Below are 16,266 nucleotides of genomic sequence, written 5' to 3' on the forward strand. Positions count from 1 at the left end.
TGAATCAGGAAGATAAATTTGGGACATTCGCAGGATAACCGAATCATTGCCGCCTTGAACCCCGGCTTGCGATGACGAAACCCGATCCCGATGAGCAGGCATTTACCCATATCCCTGAAGTCACCTTTCCGGCAGCCTTTGCTGGGGCTGGGTTTGCTCATCGGCCTGCCCGTCACCATGTCCGCCGGGGAGGTATCTTTCAACCGGCAGATCCTTCCCATCCTTTCGGACAAGTGCTTCCACTGCCACGGCCCTGACTCCTCCCACCGTGAGGCGGACCTCCGCCTGGATCTCCGCGAGGAGGCGATCAAGGACGCCATCGTCCCCGGCAAATCCGCCGACAGCGAGGCTCTCCTGCGCATCCTTTCCAAGGACCCGGACGAGGTGATGCCGCCGCCGAAGTCCCACCTCACGCTCACGCAGCAGGAGAAGGACCTGCTCAAGCAGTGGATCGACGAAGGGGCGGAATACCAGCCCCACTGGTCCTTCATCGCGCCTGCATCCGTGGTCGCCGTTCCGGCCGTCACTGACAAGAAGTGGCCGCGCAGTGACATCGACCGGTTTGTCCTCGCCCGTCTGGACGCGGAAAAAATGAAGCCTTCCCCGGAAGCCACGCGGGAGCGTTGGCTGCGCCGCGCCACCTTTGATCTGACCGGCCTCCCGCCTTCCCAGCCGGAGATCGACGCTTTCCTTTCGGATACCTCGCCGGACGCCTATGGAAAGGTGGCGGACCGCCTGTTGGCATCGACGCGCTTTGGGGAAAGGATGGCGGTGCCGTGGATGGATATCGCCCGCTACGCGGACTCCTTCGGCTACCAGGCGGACATCGAGATGCAGACCTGGCCGTGGCGTGACTGGCTGATCAAGGTGCTGAACGAGAACCTTCCCTGGGACCAGTTCATCACCCAGCAGCTCGCGGGTGATCTGCTGCCGGACGCCACGCATGACCAGAAGCTGGCCACTGCCTTCAACCGCCTGCACCGCAAGACGAACGAAGGCGGCAGCATCCCGGAGGAAATGCGCCAGGATGGCATCAGCGATCGGGTCCACACCGTGGGTACCGCGTTTCTCGGGCTGACCTTCGAGTGCTCCCGCTGCCACGACCATAAGTATGACCCGATCCTGGCGAAGGACTACTACTCGCTCGCCGCGTTCTTCAACAGCATCGACGAGCACGGGATGATCCAGGGCGGTGAGAACCGCGGACTGACTCTCCCTCAGCCCGCGCTGATGCTGCCCACACCGGAACAGAAAAGCGCGATCGAGCGCACGACCACCGCAGTCACCACGGTAGGGAAGGATGTCGCCGGCATCCCCGCCGCGCATGAAGCGGATTTCCAAACATGGCTCGGCGGCAAGCGCGAACTGGTGGACGCGGATCTCGTCGCCCACTTCACGTTTGAGGAGATCAAGGACGGGCAGATCCCGAACGCGGCGGAAAAGCCCTTGCCTCCGCCCGCGGAAACGCAAGCTGCCTCCGATGCTGAGAAGCCCGCCGACAAGGCGGACCCCGCATCGCCGAAGAAGGCCAAGGCTCCGCCGCTGAAGACCGCCCGGCCCGGTGCCAACAAACAGACTCCCGGCAAGCTGGGCCAAGGCATGCTCTGCACTGGGGACGATGCCATCGCCATGCAGGACTTCGGCATCAAGAAGTGCCATGATCCGCTCACCTTCTCCTTCTGGCTCAAGCCCGGCGAAAACTACCCGCGGGCGGTGGTCATCGCCAACACCACCTCCTTCGACGCCAACTTCTGCGGCTACGAACTCCTTCTCGAAAACGGGCGGCTCCGCTGGCAGCTGATGCGTGAGTTCCCCGGCAATGTCATCTCCATCCAGTCCGATGAAGCGCTGCCTGTGGGCGAGTGGACGCATGTCGTCATCACCTATGATGGATCGAGCAAGGCCGCGGGCATGAGGATCGACCTCAACGGCAAGCCCGCCGCCACGAAGATCGTCCGTGACAACCTCAGCCGTGACTTCCGGACCTCTGGCACCATCAACTTCGGCGCGCGCGGACGTGACTTCGGCCTCCGCAACGGTGAACTGGATGACATCCGCATCTACAAACGCCCCATCACGCCCATCGAGTCCGCCCAGATCTTCGATGGCTCGTCGCTCTCCGCCCTGCTGGCGAAACCGTCCCTCTCATCCGAGGAAACCTCCGCGCTGCGAGAATACTACTTTTCCGCCATCCATCCGCAGGCACGGGACGGATTGAAGAAACTGCTGACCGCCCGCACCGCCTGGCGGGAGGTGATCGACGGGGTGAGGGAAATTTCCGTGATGAAAGAAACCGCCGAGCCGCGGCCCGCCCACATCCTGCTGCGTGGCGCTTATGACCAACCGGGCGAGAAAGTGGAGCGGGAGACCCCGGCATTCCTTCCGCCGTTCCCGGCGGACGCACCGCGCAACCGTCTGGGCTACGCGAAGTGGCTCACCATGCCGGACCATCCGCTGACCTCCCGCGTGCTGGTGAACCGGTTGTGGCAGGAGTTTTTCGGCACTGGCATCGTCGCCACATCGGACAACTTCGGGCTGCAGGGCGCGCATCCCACCCATCCGGAACTGCTGGACTGGCTGGCGCGCGACTTCATCAACAGCGGCTGGGACCACAAGCGGATGTGCCGGGAGATCGTGCTGAGCGCCACCTACCGCCAGGACTCCAGGGCGGACGCCGCGCAGCGCGAAAGGGATCCGGACAACAGCCTGCTCGCCCGCGGACCGTCACGCCGTCTCACCGCGGAGATGCTGCGGGATTCCGCGCTCGCGCTCGGTGGCATCCTCCAGCCGCAGATCGGCGGACCGCCGGTGAAGCCCTACCAGGCCGAAGGCTCAATGTGGAAGACGCTGAACAATTTCCTTCCCGCCTATGAGGAGGACAAGGGGGCGGGTGTTCACCGCCGCTCGATGTACACCTTCTGGCGGCGCACCACCACGCCGCCGAACATGATGGTGTTCGACGCGGCCACCCGCGACACCTGCTCCGCGAAGCGCCAGAGCACGAACACCCCGCTGCAACCGCTGGTCCTGCTCAATGACCCGCAGTTCGTGGAAGCCGCCCGCGCCCTCGGCGGACGCATGCTTAAGGAAGGCGGCGGCACGGATGAGGAGCGCGTGAAGTGGGCGTTCCGCGAAGTCATCGGCAGGCCCGCCAACGCGAAGGAAGTGCCGGTGTTGCTGGAGCTCTACAGGGGCCAGCGCGAGAGTTTCACCGCGGATCCGGAGGGAGCGGCCAAGCTCCTCACCATCGGCCAGATCAAGCCGGACCCGGCCCTGCCACCCATCGAGGCCGCTGCCGCCGCCACCGTGGCCAGCGCCCTCTTCAACCTGGACGCCAGCATCACACTCCGATGAGCCATCTCCATCCACTCGCCGTCACGCGCCGCCACTTCCTCTCCCGCATGGGGCAGGGCATCGGCGGGGCCGCGCTCGCCTCGCTGCTCAACCGGGATGCCTTCGGTGCCGCGGCCACAGCTCCCGCCTTCCCGAACTTCGCGCCGAAGGCGAAGCGGATCATCTACCTCTTCATGTCCGGCGGGCCGTCCCACCTGGACCTCTTCGACTACAAGCCGAAGCTGCGTGACCTGCACGGCAAGGATCTGCCGCCGGAGGTGCGCGGCGCGCAGCGGCTCACCGGCATGAGCGCGAACCAGGCGAGCTTCCCGCTGGCCGGATCGAAGTTCGACTTCCAGCAACACGGCCAGAGCGGTGCCTGGGTCAGCTCCCTGCTGCCGCACACGGCAAAGGTGGTGGATGATCTCTGCTTCGTGAAAAGCCTGTGGACGGAGGCGATCAACCACGACCCGGCGATGACCTTTTTCCAGACCGGCTCCCAGATCGCCGGGCGTCCCAGCCTCGGAGCGTGGGTCAGCTACGGCCTCGGCTCGATGAATGACAACCTGCCGGGCTTCGTGGTGCTCACCACCAAGAAGCCGACCGACCAACCGCTGTATGCGCGGCTGTGGGGGAATGGCTTCCTCGACTCCCGCTACCAGGGGGTGCGCTTTTCCTCCGGCAAAGATCCCGTCTTCTACCTCTCCAACCCGGACGGCGTCTGCCAGAGCGGGCGGCGTGCCCTGCTCGACAAGCTGGGCGAACTGAACCGGCAGCAGTTCGAGGCGGAGCTGGACCCGGAGATCGAGACACGCATTTCCCAATACGAGATGGCCTACCGCATGCAGAGCAGCGTGCCGGAGGTCAGCGACACTTCGAAGGAACCGCAATCAACCAAGGATCTCTACGGTCCGGATGTGGACAAGCCCGGCACCTTCGCGGCGAACTGCCTGCAGGCACGCCGTCTGGCGGAACGCGGGGTGAGGTTCATCCAGCTCTACCACCCCGGCTGGGATCACCACGGCGGGCTGCCGGGTGGCATCACCAAGCTCACCGCCGAAACGGACCAGGGCTGCGCCGCGCTCATCACGGACCTGAAGCAACGCGGCATGCTGGATGACACGCTGGTGGTGTGGGGCGGGGAGTTCGGCCGAACCAGCTATTCACAAGGCAAGATTTCCAAGGACAACTACGGCCGGGACCACCATCCGCGCTGCTTCACCGGCTGGATGGCCGGGGGCGGGGTGAAGCCGGGCATGACCTACGGTGCGACGGACGACTACGGCTACAACATCGCCGATGCGGACGGGAACAAGCTCGAGCCGAGCAAGGACCACTTCACACCTGGCGCGGTCCACGTGCACGACTGGCACGCCACGATCCTGCACCTGATGGGGGTCGATCACACCAAGCTGACCACCATCTTCCAGGGCCGCCGCTTCCGCCTGACGGACGTCCACGGCCATGTCATCAAGGACATCCTCGCCTGACCCTGGCCTCTCCATTCTCCAATCGCATACTTAGATAAATGAAGTTCCTATTACCCTTATACGCCACCGCCATTCTCCCGCTCCAAGCCGCCACTTTCCTCGTCGAGGCGGAGCAATTTTCAGACAAAGGCGGGTGGGGGATCGACACCCAGTTCATCGAGTCCATGGGATCGCCTTATCTTATCGCCCATGGGCTGGGCAAACCCGTCGCGGATGCCACCACGGAGGTGACCGTGCCGGAGGCCGGTGAATACCGCGTGTGGGTCCGCACCGTTGATTGGACGGCACGGCTCGGCCAGAAGCCCGGAGCGGGCACCTTCCAGGTTTCCATCGACGGCAAGCCGCTGGTTGCCGAGCTGGGCAAGGACGACAAGAAGTGGACCTGGCAACCCGCCGGGAAAGTCAGCCTGAAGCAGGGCAAGGCGAAACTCGCCCTCAAGGATCTCTCCGGCTTCGACGGTCGGGCCGATGCCGTTCTTTTCAGCAGCGACGGAGCATTCACGCCTCCTGCGGATGCCACCTTCGAGGAACGCACCACTTGGAAGATCCCCGGTGTGCCCGCCGCGATGGAAGATGCGGGGAACTTCGACCTCGTCGTGGTCGGTGGCGGCTATGGCGGCATCGCCACCGCCATCTCCTCGGCCCGCATGGGCCTGAAGGTCGCGCTGATCCAGAACCGTGAGGTTCTCGGCGGCAACGGTTCCTCCGAGATCCGCGTGTGGGCGAAGGGCTACTACCCGGAAAGCGAGTATCCGCTGGCGGACATCGTGAAGGAATTCGAGGACAAGGCGATCGCTTCTCCCGCTCCCGCCAAGGAGTTCGGTGACGACCTGAAGGAAAAGGTCGTGCGCGCTGAGAAGAACATCACCCTGTTCCTTTCCCACCACGCCTACGGAGTGGAGATGAAGGACGGCAAGCTGTCCGCAGTGAAGATGGTGGACATCGGCGCCGGGAAGCTCAAGCGGGTCACCGGCCGCCTGTTCTCCGACTGCACGGGCCACGGCTTCATCGGACTGTGGGCCGGCGCGGACCACACTGAAACCGAAAAGGGCCGCATGGGCATGAGCAACATGTGGATCTGGCAGAACCGGAAGGAGCCGGTGGCTTTCGAAGAGAAGCCATGGATGCTCAAGTTCACCTCCGGGCAGTTCCCATACCCGCGCGTGCGTGACGGCTTCGGCCATGCCGAGTGGTTCTGGGAGAGCGGCTATGACGCCCATCCCATCAAGGACTTGGAGACGACCCGGGATCTCAACCTGTTCGCGACCTACAGTTCCTGGAACTCGATCAAGAACCACGGTGCCTACGCGGAGCGCGACAAGAACAAGCACCAGAACGCCGAACTCACGTGGCTGGCCTACATCGGTGGCCCGCGGGAAACCCTCCAGTTGCTCGGTGACGTGGTGATGAGCGGGAAGGACATCATCGGCAAGACGGAGTTCAACGATGCGACCCTCCTGACCACTTGGCCCATCGACCTCCATTACCCGCTTGAGAAATACAAGAACACCATCCCCGGCCGGCCGTTCATCGCCCGTGCGGAGCAGGGGAAAGGCCTCAACAAATACGTCGGCTACCCGATCCCATACCGCATCCTCTACTCGCGCAATGTTCCGAATCTCTTCATGTCGGGGCGTAACATCAGTGTGAACCGGGATGCGCTCGGCAGCATCCGTGTCATGAAGACCATCGGCATGATGGGGGTCACCGTTGGCCGGGCCGCCGCACTGGCCACCGCCCGTGACTGCATGCCGCGGGACATCTACGCCAAGCACCTTGATGAAGCGAAGGCACTCTGGAAACAACCTGGATCCGCACGCTACGAGAACGTCGGGGAGATGATGAAATCCATCCCGGACAAGGCGGGATCACCTTCCTTGTAAGCCACTTCCATCGCCGGGATAGCCTTGCTCGGGCTATCCCGGCTTCGTTCTCAATTTGTAGATTTTCCAACATGTGTCAGAATTTGATCCACCTCCCCCTCGCTGCATTTCTGGTCTCCCTTCCCGCTGCAAATGCGGCGGTAGCGATCAGCACGGATTTCAGCACCGACCTCAGCGGAGTCACCCTGAGCGGTGGCACCAATGCGACGGCTGATTATTCAACGGCAGGCCCGGGAGGATCCCGGGCACTCGCTTTCACTGACACCGGGAGCGGCCAGGCGCAGGCCCAGTTCGCCGGAGCCACGGGTGCTTTCAATACGGCATCCGCCGGCCAGTCCGAACTCCAGATCAGGTATGACTTCGCGGTCACGGCCATGACAGCGGATGTGAATGCCGCAGGCGTTCCCAGGATCATCTTCGGGCCTGCCGGCAACGCCCTTACCGTCGCCTTCGGACGGTCTGGTCCGTCGGCGGATAGCCAGTTCGTCCTTTATGCCATCCGGGGCAACGGGATCGGACCGGTGAATGTTGATCCCGTCCCCGGCAACATGCTCTTCCACAGCTTCGGGGATTATTCGACCACTGCGGCGAACAACAACTCGGGTGGCTACGTCACCATCAACATCTCCCTTCTCCATGGCGGAACGAGCATCAGTGTGTCCGCGACCCAAGGAGGGAACACGCTCTTTGACGGGGTGCTCGGAGGCTTCACCGCCCACGCGATGACGGAGAGCAACCTCAACTTCCGTCTGGCAACGAGCACGACTTTCCAATCCACGACCTATCTCGACAATCTCCTGATCCAGACGGTCCCGGAGCCATCGTCCGCGATCCTCGCCGCAGGAGTGGGGTTTCTCACCACCCTCCGCAGGCGGCGGGCATAGGGGAAACGGAGCGCGGACTTCAGTCCGCTTGGCTTCGAAAAGGATCTTGGTGCCAAAGGCCGATCTCGGACTTCCTGCGGACAATGGCTGCTGTGTCCGTCCTGATACCCACACGGCGCGACCGGATTCCCTGGTGCGGACTGAAGTCCGCGCTCCAAAAGAAAAACCCGGTGGGCTTGTGGGCACCACCGGGTTTTCGAAATTCAGATCTCAGGTCAGCCGATCAATAGCGCTGGGTGCGGCTGTGGCTGAAGTAGGTCTCGAAGCCGAGTTCCGGCGGGAATTCGGAGAGGCCGTCCTTGACGTTCATCTCGATGCGGTTGTCTTCGCCGCAGCGCTCGTAAGGTGGCTTGAAGGTGCCGCGGTAGGTCGGGCAGGTGAAGGTCACCAGTTCGTAGAAGCCATAACCCAGACGGCGGAGACCGCGGCTGGTGCCATCCACCACACCGTAGGACCAGCCAGCCTTGCGGCCGTGGTCATCGGTCTTGCGGACGATTTGCTCAGGAATTTCCATCACGCCGTAAAGGATGTTGCCGATCGCACGGCCAAGCTTGCGGGACTTGGTGTATTGCGAGGCGGGAGGTGCGTGGATATCGGCGGAGACCACGCCGCACAGGGCGACCATGGAGGCAGCGATGACGAGGAGTTTTTTCATGCTGGGGGGAATGTTAGGGAGTTGGATGTGGGGTTGGCAATGGTTTTTTGGGCGAAATGATTCAGAAAACTTAATTATTGTCCGTGGCCCGTTTTCCGGCCCCTGCGGAGGGTTGGGAGGGTGGGGGATGCACCGGAAAAAGGCACGCGGGAATTGGCTTTTTTCGCCAGAAACAAAAGGGCCGGGTCCACCTGATGTGGACCCAGCCCTTTGCTGAAAACCGGTCGAACCGGCGGTTGCCTCAAAGCTCGAAGCTGAGCACCCGCAGGATGCCCGGAGTGGCGCGGAGGGACTCCAGCATGGTGGCTGGTGGCTCCGTATCCACCTCGATGACGGTGACGGCGGTGTTCTTGTCGCGGTTACGGCTGAGGGACATGTTGGCGATGTTCACGGAAGCCGCGCCCAGCGCGCTGCCGATGACACCGACGATGCCCGGGCGGTCGTCGTTCTCCACGAAGAGGAAACGGCCTGCCGGGTTGGTCTCCACGTAGTGACCCGCGATGTGGACGATCCGGGCGGACTTGCCGACCAGGGTGCCCGCCACGGTGGTGGTTTCACCGCCCTTGCTCACGCTCACCTCGATGAGGTCGGTGAAGGTGCTGGCGAGCGCCGCGGTGGACTCCGTGACCTGGATGCCGTGCGCCTTGGCGATGGCCGGGGCGTTGATCAGGTTGACCTGCGCCTCGTGATGGGCGGCGGAAAGGTAGCCGCTGAGGACGGAACGCTTCACCAGCTCCGTGTCGATCTCGGAAACCGGGCCGACGTAGGAAACCTTGATGCTGTCCGACTGGGCCGGGCCGATCTTGTAGAGCAGCTTGCCCAGGGACTGGGCGAGGTCGAGGTAGGGGCCGACTTCTTCGATGGTCTTGCTGTCGAGGTTCGGCATGTTCACCGCGTTGCGAATCTCCCCGGTGACGAGGAAGTCCTTCACCTGGTGCGCCACTTCGATACCCACGTTCTCCTGTGCTTCCGCGGTGGAGGCACCGAGGTGCGGGGTGAAGACGGCCTTGTTCGAGGAAAACAGCGGGAAATCCGCCGGAGGAGGCTCGACTTCATAGACGTCCAGCGCGATGCCGCCGAGGTGGCCGGAGTCGAGCGCTGCCTTCGCGGCGGCTTCATCGACCAGACCGCCACGGGCGCAGTTGACGACCAGCGCACCCTTGTTGAGCAGGGCGATGCGGTCGGAGTTGATGATGTGCTGGGTCTCCGGGGTGAGGGGCACGTGCAGGGTCACCAGGTCCGCGCCGGTGAGGGCGGCTTCCGGGGTCTCCGCATGCTCCACTTTCAGCGACTTCGCGCGGTCAGCGGTCAGGAATGGATCATAGGCAACGACGGTGATGCCGAAGGCCTGCGCGCGCTTCGCGAACTCCGAACCGATGCGGCCCATGCCGAGGATGGCCAGGCGCTTGCCGAAGACTTCCTTGCCCTCGAAGGATTTGCGGTCCCATTTCCCGGCGATGACCGTGGCGTGGGCCTGCGGGATGTTCCGGGCCAGAGAGAGCATCAGGGAGAAAGCATGCTCCGCGGTTGAGATGGTGTTGCCGCTGGGGGTGTTCATCACCACCACGCCGTGGTCCGTTGCGGCTGCACGGTCGATGTTGTCCACACCCACGCCCGCACGGCCGATGGCCTTCAGGTTGGTGGCGGCGGCGAAAACCTCTGCGGTGACCTTCGTTTGGGAGCGGACGACAAGGCCATGATAGTCGCCGATGATCTTGAGAAGCTCCTCGGGCTTGAGTCCGGTATTCACGTCCACGGAGATCCCGGGAGCAGTACGGAGTGCTTCAACGCCTTTTTCCGAAATGGGATCGGAAACCAACACACGATAGGTGGCCATAGGGGCGGGGGAATAACCCGCGGGCCGCCCGCTTGGCAAGGGTTTGCGGTGAAAAAAGCGGCTGCTGTGGATGGGGTTTGCTCACTCCCCGGTATCCCAGCCGGCGGAGGTGCGCAGCATGGAGTCCAGGTTCTTTTTCATCCCCGGTTCCTTCACCTGCGCCAGCCATTCTCTGGCTTCCGAGGGTTTTCCGGACTCTCCCGCACTGAGGGCGAAGGCCCATGAGGCGTCGTCGTGCTGGGCGTTGGTGAAGCCTGCGGAATGCTCCCGGTACCACCGCACGGCTGCCTCCCTGTCGTTTTTCGCCCAGATTCCCAGCACGTTCCGCAGGGGGGTGTTCGGACGCTCCGGATACTTTGCGTTCAGGGAGAATTCGACGGCTTCCCGCGGGGTGGCGTGGGCCATCTGGTTGACGATCTCCATCTGGGTCTCCCCGAAATACGGACTGGCCGCCGGGATGCGCAGCCGCAGCTCGTGCATGCGGAGGATGGGCTTCGTGGCGGTGTCTTCCAGGATCTTCCGCATCAGCAGGCGGTCCTCCACCAGACCCCTGGAGTGCAGGGAATCCACGATGATCTTCGCCAGTTCCGCGTCCGGGCCGGAAAACTGGCGTTCCAGATACGCGGACACGGCATTCTTCAATATCCCGTCCAGTTCCGGATACCGTGATGCGAACAACTCGATCCCCCGGAGCGGCACGCGTGGCAGATAGGAGGTCAGCGCGGTGGCGGCGTCCCCGTTTTCCGGAAAGCCGGAGATCCGACTGACGATTTCCGCTTCATCCAGCTTCGCCGCCTCGAAGAATGCCTTGATGCCCGCATTTCTGGCCACGGATGCCTCTGGCTCGATCAAAGTGAAAGCATCGTCCGCATGACCGGCCGCACAGAGCCGGGCGATGGCCTCCGCAGCCACCCGGCCACGGCCGGAGGCACCGCCGAACTCCCTGGACTCCGTCACCAACCTTTTCGCCTCCTCCACGGACAGGGGGGGCAGCGCGCTGTCCGCTGGCAGGAGCGGCGGGCGGGTCACGGATTTGAGGGCCGCGGCCTGTTTTTCCCGCAATTCGCGGTAGGGGCTTTTGAAAGTCCCTTCGGCCTGGGCCTTTGGGGCGGCGGTGGGGGATGCCTGCCACGGACGCGTGCCGTTTTCCCGGGAGGTCCGCAGCCCCAGCACCACCGCGCAGCCTGCCAGCAGCAGGGCTGGGGCATAGCGGGTCAGGGTGGGTTTCGCGGATTCAGGCATCCGGTTCCATCTCAGCGGAAAAGGATTTGCTGGCAATGCGAAACCTTTTCAGGCGGGCTGGGTTGATGATGGGAATGAAACGATGGATTTGCGGGGCATTCGTGGGGCTGGTCATGTCTGGTGCCGCGCAGGAACAGAAGCGGCCGAACATTGTCTGGATCGTCGGTGAGGATCTGGGGCCGGAACTGGGCTGCTACGGGGATCCGGACGCAATCACGCCGAATCTCGACAAGCTGGCGGCGGAAGGTGCCCGTTTTACGAAGGCTTTCACCCATGCCCCGGTCTGCGCGCCCAGCCGCCATGGACTCATCACCGGGCAGTATCCGATCAAGACGGGGGCCATGCACATGCGCTCGAAGCTGGTGAATCCGCCCGTGACTTTCACGAAGCTGCTGCGGGACAGCGGCTACCACGTTTCCTGGCCGGGGAAGACGGATTTCAACTTCGATCAGCCGCAGGAGTTCCGGGATTCCCAGAAGAACTGGTGGACGCAGGATGAGGTGCCGGAGGGGCCGTTCTTCGCCTACGCGAACTTCACCGTCTCCCATGAAAGCCAGGTGCGGAATGACGGGGACAAGTATGCGGAAAACACGAAACGGCTCACTCCCGCGCAACGCCGTGACCCTGCCCAAGTGAAGCTCCCGCCATTCTGGCCGGACGCACCGGAGGTCCGCCGGGAGGTGGCGAACTACCATGACCTCGTCACTGCCGTGGATTACAACGCGGGCGACGTGCTGGCGTGGTTGGACAAGCACGGGCTGGCGGAAAACACCATCGTCATCTACTTCGGCGACCATGGCCGGGGCATGGCCCGCTACAAGCGGTGGTGCTATGACACGGGCACCCACGTCGGCCTCATCGTCCGCTGGCCCGGAAAGATCGGGGCGGGGGAGGTCCGGGACGGTCTGGTGGAGTTCGTGGACCTGCCCGCCACCGCACTGGCGATGGCCGGAGTGCCGGTGCCGGAAAGTTTCGACGGGGTTCCTTTCATGGACAAGGACGGGAAGGCCACCAACCAACGGAAATACGTCCACTCCCACCGCGACTATATGGATGAGGCCTATGACCGCATCCGCAGTGTGAGCGACGGCGAATGGCGCTATGTGCGGAACTTCGAGCCGCAGGTCCCATATTCCCTGCGCAATGACTACATGGAGCGCGGCAGGACCATGCAGGTCTGGCGCCAATGGGCGGCGGAGGGAAAGCTGGATGCCATCCAGTCGATCCACTTCAGGAAGGACAAGCCGAAGGAGGAACTCTACCACAGCAAAGCGGATCCCTTTGAGGTGCGGAACGTCATCGAAGATCCGGCGAACGCCACGAAGCTCGCGGAACTCCGCGCGGAGTGCGACCGCTGGCTGGCCGCCACCGGCGACAAGGGCGCGGTTCCCGTGGAGAAGCTCATCGCGGACGGCATCATCCACCCTAGGAACAAGGACTACGAGGAACGGGCGAAGAGGGCGAAGTGAGAGTGATCTCCCGGGGAAAAGGCCTCATCCTTTTTCATTGTGTCGGAACGGTCATTTCATAATCACTGTAATTCGTTGGATACGTGCAATGCGTGATTGAAAGACGCCGGTCCGGAGATTCCTCCACCGGCTCCACCATGTGAGAAAACCATGAAACGCCGTGATTTCCTGAAACCCGCCGCCGGGGCTGGCCTTGCCGCCCTTCTCCCTTCCGCCGCCTTCGCGCAGGATACCCCTCCGCATGCGGAGAAAGTCCCGCAGACCCCGTTCGACGCGCCGCCGGGGACATGGACGCTCGCCGCCTTTCCGGACAGCCAGAGCCTCACCCGCCTGCATCCGGAGGTCTTCATCCGCCAGGCGGAATGGGTGGCGGCGCACAAGGCCAGCCATGACATCCGCTTCGTCGCCCACCTCGGGGACATCACGGACAACAACCTGCCGGAACAGTGGGCGAACGCGAAGAAGGCGATGGATGTTCTGAAAAAGGCGGGCGTGCCCTACTCCCTCCTGCCCGGGAACCACGACCTCGGCCCAAACGGGAAGTGCATGGACCGCACCACCCTGATGAATGATTTCTTCAAGCCGGAGGACTATGCCAACAGTGGCAGCGTGGCCTACTTCGAAGCCGGGAAAATGGAGAACTCCGCCCACATTTTCTCCACCCCGCAGGGCGACTACCTCCTGCTCGCACTGGAATTCGGCCCGCGCGATGCCGTTGTGGCTTGGGCGGAGCAGGTGGTGACCGCGCGGCCGAAGCATACCGTCATCCTCACCACACACGCCTATCTCTACGATGACGATACGCGTTATGATTTCCCCAAGCTCGGCAAAAATCAGACTTGGAACCCGAACACCTACGGCGTCGCCAAACTGGAACCCGTGAACGATGGCGAGGCCCTCTGGACCAAGCTCGCTGGCAAGCACGCCAACGTCCGCTTCACCCTCAACGGCCATGTCCTCCACGATGGCGCGGGCCGTCTCGCCAGCAAGGGCAGCGCCGGACAGACTGTCCACCAGCTCCTCTCCAACTACCAGAGCGGCGTGAAACCCGACCGCCCCTTCCGCGGCGGCGGCTTCTTCCGCCTCATGCAGTTCCTCCCGGACGGAAAGACCGTCCGCGTGAAAACCTACTCCCCATGGCTGGACCAGTGGCTGACGGATGACCAGCAGCAGTTTGAGTTGGTGATGTGACGGTCCCAGTAATCTCCGGAACAAAGGACAGGCGGATAGGAATCGGGCCATCCTCCGCGCTTGCGGAAACCGGGCGGCTGGGGAAGAGTCGCGGCCTTGTGAGTTCCATTCCGGTTGAACCATCGTTGGAAGTCTTCGCCGGGCTGGCGGAGCGGGGCAATGTCGTGCCCGTCTACACCCAGCTCGCCGCTGACTTTGAAACCCCGCTCTCGGCTTATCTGAAGCTGAGGGACAGCCGCCATTCTTTCCTGCTCGAAAGCGCCGAGAGCACGGAAAAGGGCGGCCGATGGTCGATCCTGGGGAGCGGACCACGCGCGGTTTTCGAAGCCCGCGGAAAGGAAATCACGGTCCGCGAGGGCTCCAAGTCCCGGAGCTACACCGCGCCGGATGATGTGCTGGCAGCGCTGGAGCGCGAAATGTCAGCCTACCATCCGGTGACGCATGGCGCCCTGCCTCCCTTCACGGGCGGTCTGGTCGGCTATCTGTCGTATGACGCCGTCCGCCAGTTCGAGCCGACCATCGGCCCTCCTCCGGAGGATGCGCTGGGCATTCCGGACGCCATTTTCATGCTGGCGGACACGCTGGTCGTGTTCGACCACCGTCTGCGCCGCCTGCAGGTCATCGCCAACGCCATCGTAGAGGAATCCGCCTCGGTGGAGGAGGCCTACGCTGCCGCCCGCGGAAAGATCGAAGCCATCGTGGAGATCCTGAACCGGCCGTTCCACGTTCCGGCGCTCAACGGCCTGACGGACTACGACCTGCCGGAAATCAAGAGCAACACCTCCCAGGAGGAGTTCGAGAAAATGGTGCGGGACGGGAAGGAATTCATCGCCGCGGGTGATGTCTTCCAGTTCGTGCCCAGCCAGAGGTTCGAGACGGACTTCGACCGCCCTCCGGTGGACCTCTACCGGGCGCTGCGTTTCGTGAACCCGTCGCCGTATTTGTTCATCCTGGAACTGGGGGACTTCGCGCTCGTCGGCAGCTCGCCGGAGGTGCATGTCCGCTCCATCAACGGGAAGATCGACATCCGCCCCATCGCCGGAACGCGCTGGAGGGGGAAAACGGAAGCGGAGGACGACGCGCTGGCGGCAGACCTGCTGGCGGACCCGAAGGAGCGGGCGGAGCACCTCATGCTGGTGGACCTCGCCCGCAACGACGTGGGCCGCATTGCGAAACACGGGGCCGTGAAGGTCGATGATTTCATGATCATCGAGCGTTACAGCCATGTGATGCACATCGTTTCCAACGTGACCGGTGAGCTGGACCCATCCCACAGCGCGTATGACGTGCTGCGGGCGACCTTTCCCGCGGGCACCGTCAGCGGCGCTCCGAAGATCCGCGCCATGCAGATCATCAACTCGCTGGAAAAGAACAAGCGCTGCGCCTACGCGGGCGCGGTCGGCTACTTCGGGTTCGATGGCTCGCATGATTCGTGCATCACCCTCCGTACCTGTCTGCTGAAAGGCGGAAAGGCCTACGTGCAGGCGGGAGCCGGTGTCGTGGCGGATTCCGATCCGACCTATGAGTATGAGGAAACCCGTAACAAGGCCAAGGGCATGCTGCGTGCCGTGGCTCTGGCGAAAACCCTCGGTGCCTAACCCCATACCACCACGACCATGCTTCTGATTCTCGATAACTACGATTCCTTCACCTACAACCTCGTCCAGTACTTCGGCGAGCTGGGGGCGGAGATGAAGATCTTCCGCAACGACGTCATCACCGTGGATGAGGTGAAGGCGCTGAACCCGACGCGCATCTGCATCTCACCCGGCCCCTGCACGCCGAATGAGGCGGGCATCTCGCTGGATCTGATCCGGGAAATGGGAGCCACCACGCCGATCCTCGGCGTGTGCCTCGGCCACCAGTCCATCGGCCAGGTCTACGGCGGGGACGTCGTCCGTGCGGACCGGCTCATGCATGGCAAGACCTCACCCATCCTCCATGAGGGGAAGAGCGTCTTCGCCGGCATGCCCAGCCCGTTCGAGGCCACCCGCTACCACTCCCTCATCGTGAAACGCGACACGCTCCCGGATTCCCTGGAGATCACCGCGTGGACGGAGGAAGGGGAGATCATGGGCCTGAAGCACAAGGAATACCCAGTCCATGGCGTCCAGTTCCACCCGGAGTCCATCCTCACCCAGGACGGCAAGAGACTGCTCGAGAATTTCCTGAAGCTCTGAGCCTCTCCCGGATGATGAATCACCACGGCGGCGGCCTCCATGGTCGCCGCCGTTTTTCTTGGGGCGGCATGGAGGGCGGTCCCTGCCTTCCGTTGATAGCTC

The 16,266-nt window shown here is 63.2% G+C and carries 11 protein-coding genes; 8 read left to right on the forward strand and 3 right to left on the reverse strand.

Annotated features, from left to right (window positions below; all coding sequences use genetic code 11):
- Nucleotides 1-90 precede the first annotated feature (90 nt).
- The 4 genes from KF712_02455 (at nucleotide 91) to KF712_02470 (ending at nucleotide 7,590) form a co-directional block, all read left to right on the forward strand.
- Nucleotides 91-3,354 carry a DUF1553 domain-containing protein gene (locus tag KF712_02455; protein MBX3739826.1) on the forward strand — a complete coding sequence of 1,088 codons (3,264 nt, stop codon included), beginning with the start codon at nucleotides 91-93 and terminating at the stop codon, nucleotides 3,352-3,354.
- On the forward strand, nucleotides 3,351-4,823 hold the full coding sequence (locus KF712_02460) for a DUF1501 domain-containing protein (GenBank protein ID MBX3739827.1): 1,473 nt from the start codon (nucleotides 3,351-3,353) through the stop codon (nucleotides 4,821-4,823). The genes KF712_02455 and KF712_02460 overlap by 4 nt, the downstream gene beginning before the upstream one ends.
- 38 nt (nucleotides 4,824-4,861) lie before the next feature.
- Nucleotides 4,862-6,706 carry an FAD-dependent oxidoreductase gene (locus KF712_02465; protein MBX3739828.1) on the forward strand — a complete coding sequence of 615 codons (1,845 nt, stop codon included), beginning with the start codon at nucleotides 4,862-4,864 and terminating at the stop codon, nucleotides 6,704-6,706.
- Nucleotides 6,707-6,789: 83 nt separating this feature from the next.
- Nucleotides 6,790-7,590, forward strand: coding sequence for a PEP-CTERM sorting domain-containing protein (locus KF712_02470; GenBank protein MBX3739829.1), 801 nt, complete (start codon nucleotides 6,790-6,792; stop codon nucleotides 7,588-7,590).
- A 223-nt stretch (nucleotides 7,591-7,813) separates the two neighbouring features.
- Here the strand turns inward: KF712_02470 and KF712_02475 are convergent, their stop codons facing one another.
- The 3 genes from KF712_02475 to KF712_02485 all read right to left on the reverse strand — a co-directional run bounded on the left by KF712_02475 (nucleotide 7,814) and on the right by KF712_02485 (nucleotide 11,324).
- The gene (locus KF712_02475) at nucleotides 7,814-8,245 is read right to left on the reverse strand and encodes an exosortase system-associated protein, TIGR04073 family (GenBank protein MBX3739830.1); all 432 of its coding nucleotides are present in this window, start codon (nucleotides 8,243-8,245) and stop codon (nucleotides 7,814-7,816) included.
- A gap of 241 nt (nucleotides 8,246-8,486) precedes the next feature.
- The gene (gene serA, locus KF712_02480) at nucleotides 8,487-10,082 is read right to left on the reverse strand and encodes a phosphoglycerate dehydrogenase (GenBank protein MBX3739831.1); all 1,596 of its coding nucleotides are present in this window, start codon (nucleotides 10,080-10,082) and stop codon (nucleotides 8,487-8,489) included.
- 81 nt (nucleotides 10,083-10,163) lie between these two features.
- Nucleotides 10,164-11,324, reverse strand: a complete 1,161-nt coding sequence (locus tag KF712_02485; protein ID MBX3739832.1) for a hypothetical protein — start codon at nucleotides 11,322-11,324, stop codon at nucleotides 10,164-10,166.
- Nucleotides 11,325-11,398: 74 nt separating this feature from the next.
- On the opposite strand from KF712_02485, the gene KF712_02490 reads away from it, so the two are divergent.
- From KF712_02490 to KF712_02505, 4 genes are all read left to right on the forward strand, one after another.
- On the forward strand, nucleotides 11,399-12,793 hold the full coding sequence (locus tag KF712_02490) for a sulfatase (GenBank protein ID MBX3739833.1): 1,395 nt from the start codon (nucleotides 11,399-11,401) through the stop codon (nucleotides 12,791-12,793).
- Nucleotides 12,794-12,943: 150 nt separating this feature from the next.
- Entirely contained in the window at nucleotides 12,944-13,984 is a 1,041-nt protein-coding gene (locus tag KF712_02495; protein ID MBX3739834.1) for a metallophosphoesterase, read from the forward strand.
- 98 nt (nucleotides 13,985-14,082) lie between these two features.
- Nucleotides 14,083-15,582: an anthranilate synthase component I gene (gene trpE, locus KF712_02500; GenBank protein ID MBX3739835.1), complete on the forward strand. Its 1,500-nt coding sequence runs from the start codon at nucleotides 14,083-14,085 to the stop codon at nucleotides 15,580-15,582.
- Nucleotides 15,583-15,600: 18 nt separating this feature from the next.
- On the forward strand, nucleotides 15,601-16,164 hold the full coding sequence (locus tag KF712_02505; protein ID MBX3739836.1) for an aminodeoxychorismate/anthranilate synthase component II: 564 nt from the start codon (nucleotides 15,601-15,603) through the stop codon (nucleotides 16,162-16,164).
- Nucleotides 16,165-16,266: the final 102 nt, after the last annotated feature.

This window comes from Akkermansiaceae bacterium, from assembly GCA_019634595.1.
GTDB lineage: Bacteria > Verrucomicrobiota > Verrucomicrobiia > Verrucomicrobiales > Akkermansiaceae > Luteolibacter.

What these genes read in the sequence shown, in the direction of transcription:
- serA (MBX3739831.1), bottom strand. Translation starts at nt 10,082, where the DNA reads ATGGCCACCTATCGTGTGTTGGTTTCCGATCCCATTTCGGAAAAAGGC.
- KF712_02455 (MBX3739826.1), top strand. Translation starts at nt 91, where the DNA reads ATGAGCAGGCATTTACCCATATCCCTGAAGTCACCTTTCCGGCAGCCT.
- KF712_02495 (MBX3739834.1), top strand. Translation starts at nt 12,944, where the DNA reads ATGAAACGCCGTGATTTCCTGAAACCCGCCGCCGGGGCTGGCCTTGCC.
- KF712_02490 (MBX3739833.1), top strand. Translation starts at nt 11,399, where the DNA reads ATGAAACGATGGATTTGCGGGGCATTCGTGGGGCTGGTCATGTCTGGT.
- KF712_02505 (MBX3739836.1), top strand. Translation starts at nt 15,601, where the DNA reads ATGCTTCTGATTCTCGATAACTACGATTCCTTCACCTACAACCTCGTC.
- KF712_02460 (MBX3739827.1), top strand. Translation starts at nt 3,351, where the DNA reads ATGAGCCATCTCCATCCACTCGCCGTCACGCGCCGCCACTTCCTCTCC.
- KF712_02475 (MBX3739830.1), bottom strand. Translation starts at nt 8,245, where the DNA reads ATGAAAAAACTCCTCGTCATCGCTGCCTCCATGGTCGCCCTGTGCGGC.
- KF712_02465 (MBX3739828.1), top strand. Translation starts at nt 4,862, where the DNA reads ATGAAGTTCCTATTACCCTTATACGCCACCGCCATTCTCCCGCTCCAA.
- KF712_02485 (MBX3739832.1), bottom strand. Translation starts at nt 11,324, where the DNA reads ATGCCTGAATCCGCGAAACCCACCCTGACCCGCTATGCCCCAGCCCTG.